Source organism: Vibrio renipiscarius (assembly GCF_000827885.1).
GTDB lineage: Bacteria > Pseudomonadota > Gammaproteobacteria > Enterobacterales > Vibrionaceae > Vibrio > Vibrio renipiscarius.
In genome coordinates, this window is sequence record NZ_JTKH01000003.1 from 149,312 (window position 1) to 165,465 (window position 16,154).

The following is a 16,154-nucleotide window of genomic DNA, read 5'->3' on the forward strand; positions in this document are numbered from 1 at the left end:
AAGCCCGCTTCTGCCGCCAAAAATCCACAGTAAAAAGTCTATAGTAAATAGTCGTTACGCTCTTCACTACGCGGCGAGTAGTACTCAACGAATTCAAACTGCATTGCATGGGCGTCTTGATAATAGACATTCTTTCGATGCGGGTGCTCTGCCCCCCAGTGATCCATTTCATACCCACCCTGCTTTAAACGTTGAACCAATTCCTCGACATTAGGGACGGCGAAACCTAAATGATTTAAACCGGTAAAACGTTGCGTCCAATGTAAGGCTGAGCCTTTCGCTAAATTATCCACTGCGATATAGAAAGCATCATCGCCGATATGGAACCACTCCACTTCTTCGTCAAGATCATTGAGATACGTTCCTTGCCCTCTCACACGCCACTCAGGTATGGCGGTCAGTAGAAACTCAATCGTTAGTTTTGGATCTGCCACTGAAATGTTGGCGTGTTCTAAATAGCTTTTCATCATCTTAATCCTTTAAGTGTATTCATCATTATTGCTGTCCATGATGAACACCTTAATACCTCAAGTTAACATGAGGTAAAGACTTTTATTCGAGGTTTTTGCTAAAGGGAAATGGTTAGACGGGGCTCATGAGAGAAATGAAATCGAATCCAATAAACAGACTAAAAGGCATCACCATGGCTCGTGTTCAAAGCGTGCACGACGCGCTTGCACCTCGGTACAATGAGTGGCCAGAATCAATTCAGCCAAGGTGATCGCGGGATTCCCCTCAATCAATCGCGCTAGCTGTTGTTCAATCGTTAAAGGTGGCTCAACCTTAGCCAAGGCTTGGGTAATTTTCGTTATAACAAACTGATAGATAATCGCATCTTGCTCAATAAGGCATTGTTTGTATTGTTGCAACGACGCATGCTCGCCCACAAGCTGCCAATGACGCGAACGACGAACCCGCTTTAATTCACATCGATGGGATAATGCAGCCTCTCGTGCCCATTGCGTATGAGTACGACCAATACGATGGATAAGTGAAGGTAATGCTACGGTGATCAAAACATCCGACATAAGTAAATCGTCAATAATATTCAAAATGACTGTGCCGGTACTTTAATCGAAATCCAATAAAAAAACACCGAGCAAAACTCAGTGTTTTTTTATTGGATGTATTGGTGACGGGTATTAGGCTAGGCGTTATGCACAACTTGCAAGCAGCTGACGCTTACGTGGCTCTTGGATTAATTTCCAATGAATACCTTCGATAGCACCGGCAAATTTCCATAGCAACTTCACATCGACATCACTTCCGTATGTTTGTTTAACGCGCGAAAAGACCTGTGGAGCGCCAAGCTCGATGAACTCTTCAACATCATCAATCCCTGCTTTTTTCACCATACGCTCTAACGTTAATTGCATATTTGGTAAATCTCTCAAGCGACGATTTGCTGATGAGCGCTTAAATTTACGCTGCGTAACAGAGTGATTGATGGATTGCTCTACTACCTTATCAAGTTCGGCACTGCGCGAATTAAAATGATCGGTAATATCATAATAATTAACCGTCGCCGTGGTTTGTTTTTTGATGTGGCGGTACTTTTCGCAACCTAATGCAAGCAGTTCGTCATCTAAGGTTTCGCCACCGCGAATAAAAATGTGGTCGCCACTGATGAGCGCAAACATTGCATCATCTTTGAATAGACCGGTACCTCCAAACATTGAACGTTTCTGGAAATCACCAAATTTTCCCACATACTGAATAAAAGATTGTTCTGTCATATCCATTGATCCTCAAATCTCAAAAAACCCCGATTATTAGTGATCACCAGATAGCAGCGTTAAAGCGAAAAATTCAGGTCAGATAGTTATATTATTGTTGAAGCGTGACCCTTTTTACTGATGTTTAAATCATAGTTAACGAAACAAATTAAGTCTGGTCATACTTCACATCAACAACCCCAGATTTCAATAATTATGAGACTAGTATCACAGTGTCATAATTCTGTAATCATTGAGCGTCAAAAAAATAACTTTTTACTCTCAAATTCAATATGGCACTAAATATCAATCCATAAGATTCACCATTTGCTTGTCGACTGATATAAACGGTAAAATCAAAAAAAAAATTACACATAACAATAATTATGACTCATCTATCTTTTTACTGGCTGCCCGAAAACCGCGAAATGATTGAGAAAGGAATCGAAAGTGAATTTGCTCAGTTCCTCGAAAACTCCATCGATTCAGGAAAAATCACCTTACCTCCCATTCCAGAAGTCGTCCTAAAAATTCAGAAGCAGTGTCAATTTGATGACACTACGATTTTTGATATCGCCGATTGCTTAGTGGAAGATCCTGGTTTAGCCGCCGTTGTGATTCGTGTTGCCAATTCGGTCATTTTTAATCGACGCAATATTGAATGTACTGACATAGTGACCGCGGTTGCGCGTTTGGGGATATTGCGCGTTCGCGATATCGTCACCGCACAATCGATTGAGCAGATGAAAAATTCTGTCAATCTCAGCGAGGGCTGTAATCGTATATTGCGTAACAGTGCCGCGACGTCTAAAGAACTGTCCGCCACCATGGTTATGGTGGTCAAAGAATTCAAACTCGCCCACCCGACTAGATATCAATATCTCGACGCTGATAAAGCTCTGTTAACCGGTCTTATTGCCGACATCGGTTTATTTTGCCTCGTTAACGAATACTACTTGTATTTAGAGCGTGGCAATTACTTGGAAGAAGCACTAGCACTGCGTATTTTTAACTCTTTGTGCCCAGCCGCCAGCCAGCTTGTACTCGCCAAATGGGGCTTTGACGCTGACTTTATTGATATTGCCGCCAATAAAGACCATCAAGACCTTAATTTGGATGTCAGCTATCTCGATGTTGCACGTATTGCGAATCATATTTTGATGTTCCGCCATGACGATGAACGCCTTGAAGATCATGACGTTGAGGTGGATGTTACCGGCGCGGATATACTGTACAAATTGACCAATTTAAGTGATAGTGACTTCCAGATTAAAATCAACGAACTCATTAGCGCTAGCGGCTTTTAACGCTTCAGGATTTAGTATGTTTACAGGGATGCTTTTCATCTTTGCCCCACTCGTTGTGGGGTACCTTATTGCCATTTCAAATCAACGTGTGCTTGATCAAATCAACGTAACGACAGCTCGACTTGTCTTCGTTATCTTAGCGTTGATGGGATTGAGTCTGGCTGCACTCGATAACTTAAGCGAAAACCTACAAACCATTCTCAGCTACACCGCTACCTTCTTTATTTGTTTAGGTTTATGCAATATCGCCGTTCTGCCGTTGGTTGATAAGTTCTTACCCATCGAATCCGATACCAAACAAACTCATTTACCGTTATCCAGCATGGCGCTGGAATCGGTGAAACTCATCTTTGTGGTCGGCGGTGGTTTAGCGATAGGCTTATTATTGCCGATTGACCTTTCATGGGTCGATACCGCCAGTGAGTGGATCCTATTTATTCTGCTGTTCTTTATTGGCATTCAATTGCGCAACAGTGGCCTGACGCTCAGACAAATACTGATCAATAAACAAGGTATGTGTATTGCGGCGCTGGTTGTCGGCAGTTCACTGATTGGCGGAGCGATCGCGGCGACTATCTTAGGCATCGATATCTACCGAGGTTTTGCTATCGCGTCCGGATTTGGCTGGTATTCCTTAGCGGGTATTTTAATGGGTGATGCCTTCGGTCCAATCTATGGCGGCGTTTCATTCATGATTGAATTATTGCGCGAATTAGTGGCATTGGTATTAATTCCACTGTTGATTCGCACTCGCCCTTGTACCGCGATTGGCTATGCGGGCGCAACCGCGATGGATTTTACCCTGCCCGTGATTCAAACCACAGGCGGTGTTCGCTGCGTACCCGTTGCCATCGTGAGTGGCTTTATCTTAAGTTTATTGGTGCCCGTGTTGATGTTGTTCTTTGTGTCACTTGCGGGATAGATCTCGGGAATACCCCATGAACTGCTCTAAAATGTAGCCACACACAGTCAAATGCGTTGCAATTGGCGGCGTACAGGACCATTACCGCGACAAAAACAGATACGCAGACTTCAATAAGATAAGTTTACGCTTACCGTTAATAACAATTAGGATGTTAACTATGAAACGAGTGATCATTGCTCTCTTACTGAGTACAGGCTCTAGTGCGGCTTTCGCTGCCGACAACACTTGCTTATCTCAGAAGTACGATGCTTATATTGAAGCATCAATGCATTGGTATGAAGACCTTTCTAACCTGACGGCAGAGCAATACCCAGAACTAACAGAAGTGAGCCAATGGTATTTAGAAGGTCGTCGTAATCACTTCAACCTCAACGCGACCGCAGTCACCTACTATTTAGAGAATGAACCCGCCAAAGTGGCGACTCAAAAACCCGTTGAAGCTTGGTTACAGTTAGAGCAGTCAGAAATAAAGCAACTGGCCCAACGCAGCGATGAACTTGGTGTCATTGCGGCGAAAACATTTGCCGACCGCCAGGCCGTCCCTCATAAGCAAAACTATGAACTGCGTGCGGCGTTTGCGGATTTACTGAGCCACCCAACCAAAATTGACGCCGCGTTAGAACGTTACAACGCCACTATTGCTAATGTTGAGAAAATGCGTTGTGATTAGCGTATCATCACTGTCATCGCTCAGCGTGCTACATCAGCGCTGAATACTGCAAAACCCCTTAGCTAAGTTGCGATGAATAATTTGCAAAGCAACTTGGCTATTTAGTCAACAAATCGCACCACAACTCTGAACGCAATCGATTCTGTAACCTAAGTTTCTTTAATTAAGGCGGGACATTATCCTCGTTTTCGTTTAGATTGTGCCGCTGCAATAAAAAGATAAGAGCAACGTAATTGCATGGTATCGGAACAAAAAACGGCTGACGTAAGTTTCGAAAGTTTACTTCGAATCTTTACCGTCCCTGAAGGCCCAGACTCAACACTTACTCAAATCGAAGAAGAACTGTCTCGTAACTTAAATAAGTTTTTACGAGAGCATATTGTGGCGGAAGAAAAGCCATTAAGAGAAATTGAAAAAGATTTCTCGTGCGCTGTCATTCCTGAACAACCCGAGTTTGTCTCCGATCACACCCAGCATCTACTCGATACTCTGGTCTCGCATTCGGTTCACACCTCTGCGCCAAGCTTTATCGGCCATATGACATCAGCATTGCCTTATTTCTTAATGCCGCTGTCAAAAATCATGATCGCGCTGAACCAAAATCTGGTTAAAATTGAAACCTCCAAAGCATTCACCCCACTTGAGCGTCAAGTGTTGGGTATGCTGCATCGCCTCATTTACGCCCAAGATAGCCATTTCTACCAACAATGGATGCACAGTGCGAATCACTCACTGGGTGCTTTCTGTTCGGGTGGCACCATCGCCAATATTACGGCCCTTTGGGTTGCCCGTAATAATGCGCTACGTGCCCAAGGCCATTTTCGCGGCGTAGAGAAAGAAGGCCTATTTAAAGCGATGAAACATTATGGCTACGAAGGTTTAGCGATTCTTGTTTCAGAACGCGGTCACTACTCGCTCAAAAAAGCGGCCGATGTTTTAGGCTTAGGTCAAGATGGCTTAGTGGCCGTTAAGACCGATGTGAATAATCGCATTTGTCCAGAACATCTGAAGCTCAAAATAAAAGAGCTAAAAGAAAAGAACATCAAACCGTTTGCGGTGATCGGCGTTGCCGGAACAACCGAGACCGGTAGTATCGATCCGCTAAAAGCAATGGCAACCATTTGCCAAGAAGAAGATTGTCACTTCCATGTCGATGCGGCTTGGGGTGGTGCAACGTTGATGTCAAACAGCTATCGTCACCTTCTTGATGGTATTGAACTGGCTGACTCTGTCACCATTGATGCCCATAAGCAGCTCTACATCCCAATGGGTGCAGGCATGGTGCTATTCAAAGACCCTAGCTCGATGAAATCCATAGAGCATCACGCACAATATATTTTGCGTAAAGGCTCAAAAGACCTTGGCAGTCACACGCTCGAGGGCTCTCGTTCTGGAATGGCAATGTTGGTGTACGCTGCAATGCACATTATCAGCCGACCAGGCTATGAGTTGCTGATCAATCAAAGTATTGAGAAAGCCCGCTACTTTGCCGATTTAATCGAACAGCAAGACGATTTCGAACTGGTTTCTGAACCTGAACTTTGTCTACTCACCTACCGTTACTTACCTGTGCATGTTCGCCAAGCATTAACGGTTGCGAGTGAAAGCAAGCGATCAGAGCTCAATGCTTTGATGAATGAATTGACTAAGTTCGTTCAAAAACGCCAACGTGAGAATGGTCTGTCGTTTGTTTCACGTACACGCTTAAATCCTGCACTTTGGAGCGAGTTACACACCATTGTATTTCGAGTGGTGTTAGCCAACCCATTAACGACCTGTGACATCTTACAAGGCGTATTGGAAGAACAGCGTGAAATAGCCTTAAATGGTGCGCCTACACTATTGGAAAAAATCGATTCACTTGCCAATGAAGTATTAGCAAACTGAAATTTTATTTCTGATTTATTGTAACTAGGCATCATCACAGAGCAATTAGCGACCAATTTGAGCCTTATTCAATCTATTTTGTGTAGTTTTCATAAAATATTGTTTGAGGCCGGTCATATTCTAGGGAATTGACCTGTATAAAAATTACTGTAATACGAAAGGTTAGGTTTATACTGGCTCAATGGCGCTGGCGATAATTTATGTTGATTGAAAAACAACTTCATTCAACGAACAATCAATAATTCGCCCAGCGAGTTGTTCTCTATACCCTTGTGAACACTATGAATACATTAGAAAAAGTCCAGAAAAATCTAGAGAATTTCAGTAAGTCTGAACGCAAGGTCGCTGAAGTGATCATGGCGTCGCCTCAAACTGCTATCCACTCTAGCATTGCCACGCTGGCCAAAATGGCCGATGTTAGTGAGCCTACTGTAAACCGTTTTTGTCGTCGCTTGGACACGAAAGGTTTTCCAGATTTCAAATTGCATTTGGCACAAAGCCTGGCAAACGGTACACCTTATGTGAATCGTAATGTCGAGGAAGATGACGGCCCAGATGCTTACACACATAAGATTTTTGAATCGACAATGGCGTGTTTGGATGTAGCAAAAAACAGTCTCGAACCTGTGCAGGTTAACCGTGCTGTCGATCTACTTACCCAAGCAAAACGCATTTCGTTCTTTGGTTTAGGCGCCTCTTCTGCTGTGGCAAAAGACGCTCAAAACAAATTTATTCGATTCAATATTCCAATCACTTGTTTTGAAGACATTGTGATGCAGCGTATGAGTTGTATTAACTGTACCGATAACGATGTGATCGTTCTTATCTCACACACCGGTCGTACAAAAAGCCAAGTTGAGATTGCAAACCTTGCTCGTGAAAATGGTGCTACCGTTATTTCAATTACGGCGAAAGACTCACCACTGGATAAAGCTAGCTCGCTCTCTATCTGCTTGGATGTACCAGAAGATACGGATGTGTACATGCCAATGGCAAGTCGCGTTGTTCAAATGACCGTGATTGACGTGTTGGCAACTGGATTCACTTTACGCCGTGGATCTGGTTTCCGTGAAAATCTTAAGCGCGTTAAAGACGCTTTGAAAGATTCACGCTACGACAAGCTATCGCACTTTTAATCTATCGATTGACTGGATTAATTGAATACAGAGAAACGGAGCCGATTGGCTCCGTTTTTTTATTGTCCTGAAACATGTCTAACTATGAGTTTTCATGAATCGGAGAAACGCCCCCACTGCGCCCAGATTCGGACATCAATTCTGCTTTTGCTTGTTGGTCAAAGCTCACCTCGTCATCTCCGCAATGGCCGTCGCATTGGCATACTTGTTGTAAGATATACAGCAGCCTTTCTTGCGTGAGCGGAAGCGGGTTGCCTTTGATTGCCATCGACTTCATCGCATCTTCTGCCACTTTTTCAAACGATGTGCTGCAGACGCCAAACTCACTCAGCTTCGGCAATGCCAGTTTATCGAGCATCATATTCACCCAAAGCACGCCGTCTTCACGATGCGCATTCATCCGTCCGGTGAGTATTTGCGCCATTTTGCGATAGCGCATTAACACATCAGCTCGACCGGCATTTTGCGCGGCATTAATATTCTCTTTCATCACATACGGCGCGAGACGCGCGGTAATCACACTGTGAGGAGCGGCTAATTTGCCCCCTAAGGCCGACGCCAAACCATGCGCCGCCCCCAGTTTCGCGTTGGTTATCGCCATTCCACCTAGCATGGCGGCGAACGAAAGATCAGATCGCGCTTTAAAATCGTCTTGTAAGCACCCCGCCACAATCGAATCACTTAGCCGACGCAAACCCTCTTCACACACCATATCCGTTAATGGATTAGGCTCTCCGCACACGTACGCTTCCATTAGATGAGTAAACGCATCCATCGCGCCTCTGCCTGAAGTATACGCATCGGTGCCATAAGTGAGTGTTGGGTCAACAATCGCCACATCCGCCAGCATGTCTGGACTACGCAAGCTTACTTTCACTTGATCTTGCCCAGAACGAAGTACCGCATTGCGCGTCACCTCCGAGCCTGTACTTGCAGTGGTCGGGATAGCGATAAACGGCAATGGTTTGGTTTTTAACGGTACATTTCGGCCCACCACCTCGACGTAATCATACACATCGCCTTGGTTTGGAATGATCGCGGCCAACGCCTTGCCCATATCAATTACGCTGCCACCACCGATCGCCACCACCATATCCGGCTGAAACTTTCTTCCCGCAAGGGCGGTTTCCTCAACCATGGTGATATTCGGCTCACCACGAATGGCGACATGCTGATACCGCATCCCCTGCATTTTAAGATAATGAATAAGCGGAGAAGCCCGCTCGATTTTCTGCCCGGTAACCAATAGTACGCTGTAGCCAAATTGATTGAGAACGGAAAGAGAGGATTGCAACGCACCTTCACCAAATATGATGCGTGTCGAGGTCATGAATTGGAACATGCCAAGTACACTCCTTAGGCTAAATTAAACTAGATTCAGAGTGCCCTGTGTCGAAAACAAATACATTGACGCAGCGCTCTTTGTAACAATTAACCTTACTTTTTTTAAGACTTTCGCGACTTGAATCGTGTGTTGTGCATATTTTTAAAGCAATAGATTTTACCTATTGAATCAAGAGGTAAATCGAACTTTATTTTCCCCAATGATTGAGGCATAGTGACACGTAAGAAAATACAGGAGAAAGAATCTATGTTCGTTGTTATCTTTGGTCGCCCAGCATGCCCTTTTTGTGTTCGTGCAAAAGAACACGCAGAAACTTTAAAAGCAAAACGTGACGACTTTAATTACCGTTACGTTGATATTCAAGCTGAAGGCATTTCAAAAGCTGACCTAGAGAAAACCGTTGGTAAACCTGTTGAAACGGTTCCTCAAATCTTCATCGATCAAGACCACATCGGTGGTTGTACTGAGTTTGAAGCATACGCGAAAGAACACCTAGGCCTATTCGACGAGTAATTCAACGCCGAACCTATTTTTAAAACCGCTGCTTGCAGCGGTTTTTTCATATCTCGCAAATTACTGACATTAGTCTTTATAATCCTTAAACCCTAATAAAAATAATCGTAGTTTTACTTATCTTTTTTATTTATTCCGCTACAATTTCCCCGATCATTCTTCGCTCACGTAAGTGAGTTTTTTACTGGCACAGAACAAGAATTGCCCCTGTGAACATTGACGTCGTACTCTTGCTTGAACAAAACCCCATCCTACTGATTTTCGTCGTACTTGCGATTGGCCTAGCTATTGGCAAAATTCGCTTTGGTACTCTCCAACTTGGCAACTCCATCGGCGTGCTTATCACCGCATTAATCATGGGCCATCTTGGCTTCACCTTTAATGCTGATGCTCTCACCATTGGTTTCATGCTGTTTATCTACTGTGTCGGTATTGAAGCTGGCCCAAACTTCTTCGGTATCTTTTTCCGTGATGGGAAGCATTACTTTATTTTGAGTATGGTGGTGCTCTCGACGGCACTATTTATTACTTATTTTTGCAGCAACTATCTGGGGCTCGATTTTGGCTTAGCCGCCGGTATGATGGCGGGCGCCCTCACCTCTACCCCAGTGCTGGTTGGCGCTCAAGATGCACTCAATTCAGGCTTAGCGACCATTCCGCGCAATATGGATTTTGGCTTAGTCCTTGAGAATTTATCGGTGGGTTATGCCATGGCATACCTGATTGGCCTGATCAGTATGATCATGTTTGCTAAATTGCTGCCGAAACTGCAAAAAGAAAACTTATCCGATTCTGCCCAGCAAATCGCACAAGAACGTGGCCTTGGCGGTTCAAGCCAACGCAAAGTGTACTTACCGATCATTCGAGCTTACCGTGTTGGCCCTGAGCTGATTGACTGGATTGATGGTAAAAACCTACGTGAATTGGGTATTTATCGCCAAACCGGTTGCTACATTGAACGAATCCGCCGTGGGGGCATTTTGGCTCACCCAGATGGTGATGCGATTTTACAAGAAGGCGATGAAATCGCGTTGGTGGGATTCCCAGATAGCCACGCCCGCCTCGATCCAAGTTTCCGTAACGGCAAAGAGGTTTTTGACCGTAACCTACTTGACCTGCGTATTGCCGAAGAAGAAATCGTGGTAAAGAGCGATTCGATTGCTGGCAAGCGTTTGTCTGATTTGAATTTGTCTGAATACGGCTGTTTCCTTAACCGCGTGGTTCGCGCACAAATCGAAATGCCGATGGATCTGGATATCGTGCTCGCCAAAGGTGACGTATTACAGGTTAGTGGTGAGAAAAGTCGCGTACATGGCCTTGCAGAAAAAATCGGTTTCATCTCGATTCACAGCCAAATGGCAGACTTGCTGGCTTTCTGTAGTTTCTTCATTTTAGGCATTCTATTTGGCCTTATCACGATGACGTTCGGCCAAGTGTCATTCGGTCTTGGTAATGCGGTTGGCTTGTTGCTTTCAGGCATCACGCTCGGCTTCTTGCGTGCTAACCACCCTACTTTTGGTTACGTCCCACAAGGGGCTCTGAATATGGTGAAAGATCTTGGCTTAATGATCTTTATGGTCGGTATCGGTTTAAGTGCGGGGGGCAAAATGTTCGATCACCTCGCGCACACAGGACCTCAAGTGATTGGCCTGGCTTTCTTGGTGAGTGTTGTACCGGTGGTATTGGCTTACTTGGTGGGCGCTTATGTGCTGAAAATGAATCGCGCGTTATTGTTTGGTGCCATCATTGGCGCTCGAACGTGTGGTCCAGCAATGGATATCGTGAACGAATACGCTAAATCGACCATTCCGGCACTTGGCTATGCTGGCACTTACGCCATCGCGAATATCTTGATGACCTTGGGCGGCACTGTGCTGATTATTCTCAGCTAGCCTTTCTTTGTCATAACAAAAAAACAAAACGCCCTGCTTTATCGCGGGGCGTTTTCATTCTGGTGTTATTGCTGCACTCTGGGCTGCTATTTACTCGGCGTCGGCAAACTCTTTACGCAAAGCCTTCGCGGCCGACACCATGTTTGCCAAGGACTCTTCCGTTTCAGCCCAATTACGCGTTTTCAAACCACAGTCTGGGTTAACCCATAAACGCTGTGCAGGAATCTGTTCTGCCGCTTTGCTGATCAACCCCTTGATCCAATCTTCTGACGGGATGTTTGGCGAGTGAATATCGTAAACGCCCGGGCCGATTTCGTTGGGATAGTTAAACTCTTCAAACGCTTTCAGCAATTCCATATTTGAGCGCGAGGTTTCGATAGTAATCACATCCGCATCGAGCGCTGCAACCGAATCAATGATTTCATTGAACTCGGAATAACACATATGGGTATGGATTTGTGTTTCTGGCTTCGCACTGGCGGCTGAAATCTTAAATGCATCCACCGCCCACTCCAAGTAAGCTTTGTGATCGCGCTTCTTAAGCGGTAAGCCCTCACGAATCGCTGGCTCATCAATCTGAATAATATTGATGCCCGCATCTTGCAGATCCGACACTTCATCACGCAGAGCAAGCGCCAATTGATTCGCGATCGCTTCACGTGTGATGTCTTCACGTGGGAATGTCCAACAAAGAATCGTCACCGGTCCGGTAAGCATACCTTTCATCTGCTTACTGGTCAGAGACTGCGCGTAAGTAGACCAACCTACCGTCATCGGTTGTTCGCGTTCAATATCGGCAACGACAATCGCCGGTTTCACACAACGAGAGCCATAACTCTGCACCCAACCAAATTTCGTGGTTTGGAAACCCGCTAGGTTTTCTGCAAAGTACTCAACCATGTCATTACGTTCTGCTTCACCGTGCACCAGAACATCTAAATCGAGCGCTTCTTGGCGTTTAACCGCATCTTCGATGTGCCCTTTAAGCGCAATATCGTATTCCGTCTGTGAAAGTTTGCCCGTTCTGAAGGCGCTGCGCTGAAGACGAATCTCGCTAGTTTGCGGGAATGAGCCGATCGTCGTAGTTGGGAACAGTGGTAAACCAAGTACCTCGGCTTGATGCGCCGCGCGTTCTTTATAGGGTGCGCTTCGCTCTGCTAAGGTTTTGCTAATACTATTAAGACGCTGTTGAACCTGCGGTTTATTGACGTGTGCCGCAATCTTACGCGCCTTAATCGGAGCGCTGTATTCCTCACAGGCGGTAATCGCCTCTTGGTCGCCATCCAACGCTTTGCCAAGTAATGACACTTCCGTTACTTTTTGTTTGGCGAACGCAAACCAACTGCGGACTTCTTCAGAGAGATTCGGTTCGAGTTCAAGATCAACAGGACTGTGAAGTAATGAACATGAGCTTGCCACCCACAATTTGTCCCCCAGCGTCTCTTTAAGCGGTTTCAGAATCTCAAGTTGGCTTGCAAGATCCGCACGCCAAACGTTACGCCCGTTAACCACCCCGGCTGAAAGTACCCAACCTTGTGGCAATCTCTCTGCCACTGCTGTCAATTGTTGTGGCGCGGCTGACGCATCAATATGTAAGCCATCCACCTCAAGCTCAACGATGCGATCAAGCGTATCTTCGACGGAATCAAAATACGTGGTGAGAAGCACTTTTACATCGCTACGAAGTACTTGATAAGCCAGCTTAAACGAACCTAGCCACGACTTTTCAAGTTCTAGTGACAAAATAGGCTCATCGATTTGTACCCACTCGACACCTAACTTAGCCAATTTCGCAAGAATAGCTTGGTAAGCACTGAGAAGACGAGGAAGCAAAGTAAGGCGATCAAAGCCCTCTTCCACTTCTTTGCCTAAATAAAGATAACTCAAAGGGCCAAGCAGAACGGGTTTTACATTGTGCCCCGCTTTCACTGCCTCGTTGACCTCTTCAAAGAGTTGCGGCCAACTCACTTCAAAACTGTCGTCTTTACTGAACTCAGGTACGATGTAGTGATAGTTTGTGTTAAACCACTTAGTCATGTCCGATGCCGCGCTTCCCGAGCAGCCACAACTTGCCTGAGATTGACCGCGACCGACACGGAAAAGCGTATCAAGATCAGGAAAACCATTACGATGACGCTTTGGCGTATGGCCCAGTAGCAGTGTCGTGGTCAATACATGGTCATACCATGCAAAATCACCCGCAGCGACAAAACTAAGGTCAGCATCCGCCTGTGTTTGCCAGTTTTTTGCTCGCAGTTCTGATCCCACTTGTTTCAGTTCAGCTTGTTGGATTTCACCACGCCAGTATTTCTCTAATGCGAATTTCAACTCACGTTTTTCGCCGATTCGTGGGTAACCTAATATATGCGTTGTCGTTGTCATGTCCCTACTTCCTTATCCCGATTCATTTTCAAATTCTTTATCAGCCATCTTCTTTTCGCTCAAAGCACATAAGATGTCTGGATGTCTAAACTATCCCGTTTATCGCTTGGATGAACAACATCCAATTATTCAACTTGTTTATTAGGAAAATTCATAATGGCAACAGAAATGACACATTAACAATCGCAAATAGACGTCTAGACGTTTACTTTTGTTTGTTAACGCGTTAGTTTGGAAACATTCATGCAAAGGAAATGCAACTGAAGGAAATTCATGATTGAGTTAAAACACTTAAGAACACTGAACTCATTGCGAGACACGGGGTCACTTACCGCCACCGCTACGGCGTTGCATTTAACCCAATCAGCACTCTCACATCAACTTAAAGAATTAGAGTCTCGAATTGGCGGGCAGCTCTTTCTGCGCAAAACGCGCCCTGTAAAATTCACGTCTGAAGGCGAGATACTATTGCGGCTGGCTGATGACATGTTACCTAGACTCGCAAAAGCTGAAAATGAATTGGCCAGCCTAAAAGAAGATGTGAACGGTCGTCTGCATATGGCGATTGAATGCCACTCTTGCTTTCAATGGTTGATGCCTGCATTGAAGGAGTATCAGATCACTTGGCCAAGCGTGACGTTAGATTTTTCATCGGGCTTTGGTTTTGAACCTCTTCCCGCGTTGATGAGCGGCGAGTTGGATTTGGTGATCACCTCCGATATTCAACCTCGTTCGGAAATTCACTTTGAACCCTTGTTTGATTTTGAGATGCGTTTGATTACCGCCGTCAATCACCCGCTCGCCATCAACGAAAGCATTGAGCCTATTGACCTAGCCGATCAAACCATGATCTCTTATCCGGTGCAGAAACAACGCTTGGATGTGGTGAAGCACTTTTTACAGCCCGCAGGTATTGAACCCGCCAAATGGAAGCAGTGTGACAACACCTTGATGCTGGTACAAATGGTCTCTGCGGGACTAGGCGTGGCAGCATTGCCGAACTGGGCGATTAGCGAATTTTCACGTCAAGGCCTGATCAGCAGTATTGCATTAGGGGATGGACTTTCTCGCCGCCTTTTTGCCGCCACGCGAAATGCCGATAAAGACAAGCGTTACCTACAAGCCTTCTTTGCCACCGCGAAACAGCAATGTAAAAGCCATCTTGATGGCATTACACTGGCGTAGACAAAAAGCAGACATTGGCAGCAAAAAAAAAGAGGCGCAATCAATGCGCCTCTCTACGATTCTATTCATTTCCGCTTTAACGGGCATACGCTTTGAACTGGTTAGTTAAAGGATCATATTGATATCCGAGTACATCCAGTTTACCGACTACCTGTTCAACATCCATCTCATACATGCTCACCAAGTCGTCAAAGCTATCGCACTCTAAGCGCAGCTTCTCATTGACGATACCGAGAAGGATAATGCTATCAAAACCACGAACGTCGCTTAAATCCATAACTCCACTCCCTATAATTCAAAGGCATAATCTTGCCAACGAGCTCATAGCCCGGCTCTTCAATAAAAGCCTAGCTCTGATTGGGAAAATTAAAAGTGAAGCGGCGCTAATTTCGTGATGAGCACCGATTAGCTTACGATTTGTTGGCTGAATACTTGCTGGAATAAAGGCTGATTCACCACGGTCACCACCACTAAGATCACTAACGCAAAGCCCAATTGACCTTTGCTGACAGCCTTGGTGGTAAAGAGATGGAAGCACCATACAACCACGGCTGAGATCAGTAAAATCATCCCCAAAATCGTCGGTAAACTGATCGCCAACAACGCTTCTTCACTCAAACTAAATGCTTGGAATACCAATGTCATCGCCGTCAGCATGGCAGCAAGTACGCCAACAACCGGCAAAATGCGTTGGAAGGCTTGCAGGCGTGAACGGGCCACCACCAATAGCAACTGTCCGAAACAGCCACCCAGCAACAATACTTGGACCAAGATGTTTGCCGCCGAGGCAACACTGTCTTGTTCTCCCATCATGATACCCACATAAGCCAATGCTAAACCATTCGCTAAGTACAATAGCCAAAGTGGACCTTTCTCGCGGGTTTTTCCGGTTTGCACTTGTGAATAAAAGTAGCCTATCGCCGCCGCAATCATAAACGCTTCAATTTTCAATGACGCCACTGCAAGCCACAATACGACCAGAGGGGTTAACATTTTGTGTACGCGGCCTCGCTGGCCGGGGCAAATCTCACCCTTGACTAACACCATGGTTAAAATGAGTTGCGCACCTAATAGCATAGGGGCAAACGTTGCTAACAATTGCTGAATCATAAGAGAAAAGCTCATGAGAATAATAATTTGCGCGGATAATACCAAATTGACCGTTTTTTGCCAGATTGTTGAACCGTTTAGACGTCT

General features: G+C 45.3%; 15 protein-coding genes. 8 read left to right on the forward strand and 7 right to left on the reverse strand.

What is annotated here, in order from left to right; genetic code table 11:
• Positions 1-38: 38 nt before the first annotated feature.
• The 3 genes from OJ16_RS00970 to OJ16_RS00980 form a co-directional block, all read right to left on the reverse strand.
• Positions 39-467, reverse strand: a complete 429-nt coding sequence (locus OJ16_RS00970; protein WP_040986500.1) for a VOC family protein — start codon at positions 465-467, stop codon at positions 39-41.
• 171 nt (positions 468-638) lie between these two features.
• Positions 639-1,028 carry a ribosome recycling factor family protein gene (locus OJ16_RS00975; RefSeq protein ID WP_040986502.1) on the reverse strand — a complete coding sequence of 130 codons (390 nt, stop codon included), beginning with the start codon at positions 1,026-1,028 and terminating at the stop codon, positions 639-641.
• 126 nt (positions 1,029-1,154) lie between these two features.
• Positions 1,155-1,742 carry a TfoX/Sxy family DNA transformation protein gene (locus OJ16_RS00980; protein ID WP_040986504.1) on the reverse strand — a complete coding sequence of 196 codons (588 nt, stop codon included), beginning with the start codon at positions 1,740-1,742 and terminating at the stop codon, positions 1,155-1,157.
• A 359-nt stretch (positions 1,743-2,101) separates the two neighbouring features.
• Between OJ16_RS00980 and OJ16_RS00985 the strand changes: the two genes are divergently transcribed.
• The 5 genes from OJ16_RS00985 to OJ16_RS01005 all read left to right on the forward strand — a co-directional run bounded on the left by OJ16_RS00985 (position 2,102) and on the right by OJ16_RS01005 (position 7,640).
• Positions 2,102-3,022 carry an HDOD domain-containing protein gene (locus OJ16_RS00985; protein WP_040986506.1) on the forward strand — a complete coding sequence of 307 codons (921 nt, stop codon included), beginning with the start codon at positions 2,102-2,104 and terminating at the stop codon, positions 3,020-3,022.
• Between the two features lie 16 nt (positions 3,023-3,038).
• Positions 3,039-3,944 carry a lysine exporter LysO family protein gene (locus OJ16_RS00990; protein WP_040986508.1) on the forward strand — a complete coding sequence of 302 codons (906 nt, stop codon included), beginning with the start codon at positions 3,039-3,041 and terminating at the stop codon, positions 3,942-3,944.
• Positions 3,945-4,104: 160 nt separating this feature from the next.
• Positions 4,105-4,617, forward strand: a complete 513-nt coding sequence (locus OJ16_RS00995) for a DNA/RNA non-specific endonuclease (RefSeq protein ID WP_040986510.1) — start codon at positions 4,105-4,107, stop codon at positions 4,615-4,617.
• Between the two features lie 237 nt (positions 4,618-4,854).
• The gene (gene panP, locus OJ16_RS01000; protein ID WP_040986513.1) at positions 4,855-6,504 is read left to right on the forward strand and encodes a pyridoxal-dependent aspartate 1-decarboxylase PanP; all 1,650 of its coding nucleotides are present in this window, start codon (positions 4,855-4,857) and stop codon (positions 6,502-6,504) included.
• A 281-nt stretch (positions 6,505-6,785) separates the two neighbouring features.
• Positions 6,786-7,640, forward strand: a complete 855-nt coding sequence (locus tag OJ16_RS01005; protein ID WP_040986515.1) for a MurR/RpiR family transcriptional regulator — start codon at positions 6,786-6,788, stop codon at positions 7,638-7,640.
• An 82-nt stretch (positions 7,641-7,722) separates the two neighbouring features.
• Here the strand turns inward: OJ16_RS01005 and OJ16_RS01010 are convergent, their stop codons facing one another.
• Positions 7,723-8,982, reverse strand: coding sequence for an iron-containing alcohol dehydrogenase (locus tag OJ16_RS01010; RefSeq protein ID WP_040986517.1), 1,260 nt, complete (start codon positions 8,980-8,982; stop codon positions 7,723-7,725).
• A gap of 249 nt (positions 8,983-9,231) precedes the next feature.
• Between OJ16_RS01010 and OJ16_RS01015 the strand changes: the two genes are divergently transcribed.
• Positions 9,232-9,498, forward strand: a complete 267-nt coding sequence (locus tag OJ16_RS01015) for a GrxA family glutaredoxin (RefSeq protein WP_005597645.1) — start codon at positions 9,232-9,234, stop codon at positions 9,496-9,498.
• A gap of 209 nt (positions 9,499-9,707) precedes the next feature.
• Positions 9,708-11,390 (forward strand): aspartate:alanine antiporter, encoded by a 1,683-nt coding sequence (locus tag OJ16_RS01020; RefSeq protein ID WP_040986519.1) that lies wholly within the window; start codon positions 9,708-9,710, stop codon positions 11,388-11,390.
• A 90-nt stretch (positions 11,391-11,480) separates the two neighbouring features.
• On the opposite strand, the gene metE is transcribed toward OJ16_RS01020, so the two are convergent.
• Positions 11,481-13,772, reverse strand: a complete 2,292-nt coding sequence (gene metE / locus OJ16_RS01025; RefSeq protein WP_040986521.1) for a 5-methyltetrahydropteroyltriglutamate--homocysteine S-methyltransferase — start codon at positions 13,770-13,772, stop codon at positions 11,481-11,483.
• A 273-nt stretch (positions 13,773-14,045) separates the two neighbouring features.
• Here metE and OJ16_RS01030 point away from each other — a divergent pair, with 273 nt between their 5' ends.
• Positions 14,046-14,957 (forward strand): LysR substrate-binding domain-containing protein, encoded by a 912-nt coding sequence (locus OJ16_RS01030; protein WP_052810429.1) that lies wholly within the window; start codon positions 14,046-14,048, stop codon positions 14,955-14,957.
• Positions 14,958-15,033: 76 nt separating this feature from the next.
• Here OJ16_RS01030 and OJ16_RS01035 read toward each other — a convergent pair whose 3' ends face one another.
• Together OJ16_RS01035 and OJ16_RS01040 are read right to left on the reverse strand one after the other, a co-directional pair.
• On the reverse strand, positions 15,034-15,234 hold the full coding sequence (locus tag OJ16_RS01035; RefSeq protein WP_040986523.1) for a DUF4250 domain-containing protein: 201 nt from the start codon (positions 15,232-15,234) through the stop codon (positions 15,034-15,036).
• Positions 15,235-15,362: 128 nt separating this feature from the next.
• Entirely contained in the window at positions 15,363-16,067 is a 705-nt protein-coding gene (locus OJ16_RS01040; protein ID WP_040987078.1) for a hypothetical protein, read from the reverse strand.
• Positions 16,068-16,154: the final 87 nt, after the last annotated feature.

What these genes read in the sequence shown, in the direction of transcription:
- OJ16_RS00980 (WP_040986504.1), bottom strand. Translation starts at nt 1,742, where the DNA reads ATGGATATGACAGAACAATCTTTTATTCAGTATGTGGGAAAATTTGGT.
- metE (WP_040986521.1), bottom strand. Translation starts at nt 13,772, where the DNA reads ATGACAACGACAACGCATATATTAGGTTACCCACGAATCGGCGAAAAA.
- OJ16_RS00995 (WP_040986510.1), top strand. Translation starts at nt 4,105, where the DNA reads ATGAAACGAGTGATCATTGCTCTCTTACTGAGTACAGGCTCTAGTGCG.
- OJ16_RS00975 (WP_040986502.1), bottom strand. Translation starts at nt 1,028, where the DNA reads ATGTCGGATGTTTTGATCACCGTAGCATTACCTTCACTTATCCATCGT.
- OJ16_RS00985 (WP_040986506.1), top strand. Translation starts at nt 2,102, where the DNA reads ATGACTCATCTATCTTTTTACTGGCTGCCCGAAAACCGCGAAATGATT.
- OJ16_RS01010 (WP_040986517.1), bottom strand. Translation starts at nt 8,982, where the DNA reads ATGTTCCAATTCATGACCTCGACACGCATCATATTTGGTGAAGGTGCG.
- OJ16_RS01035 (WP_040986523.1), bottom strand. Translation starts at nt 15,234, where the DNA reads ATGGATTTAAGCGACGTTCGTGGTTTTGATAGCATTATCCTTCTCGGT.
- OJ16_RS01015 (WP_005597645.1), top strand. Translation starts at nt 9,232, where the DNA reads ATGTTCGTTGTTATCTTTGGTCGCCCAGCATGCCCTTTTTGTGTTCGT.
- panP (WP_040986513.1), top strand. Translation starts at nt 4,855, where the DNA reads ATGGTATCGGAACAAAAAACGGCTGACGTAAGTTTCGAAAGTTTACTT.
- OJ16_RS01030 (WP_052810429.1), top strand. Translation starts at nt 14,046, where the DNA reads ATGATTGAGTTAAAACACTTAAGAACACTGAACTCATTGCGAGACACG.
- OJ16_RS01040 (WP_040987078.1), bottom strand. Translation starts at nt 16,067, where the DNA reads ATGATTCAGCAATTGTTAGCAACGTTTGCCCCTATGCTATTAGGTGCG.
- OJ16_RS00970 (WP_040986500.1), bottom strand. Translation starts at nt 467, where the DNA reads ATGAAAAGCTATTTAGAACACGCCAACATTTCAGTGGCAGATCCAAAA.
- OJ16_RS01005 (WP_040986515.1), top strand. Translation starts at nt 6,786, where the DNA reads ATGAATACATTAGAAAAAGTCCAGAAAAATCTAGAGAATTTCAGTAAG.
- OJ16_RS00990 (WP_040986508.1), top strand. Translation starts at nt 3,039, where the DNA reads ATGTTTACAGGGATGCTTTTCATCTTTGCCCCACTCGTTGTGGGGTAC.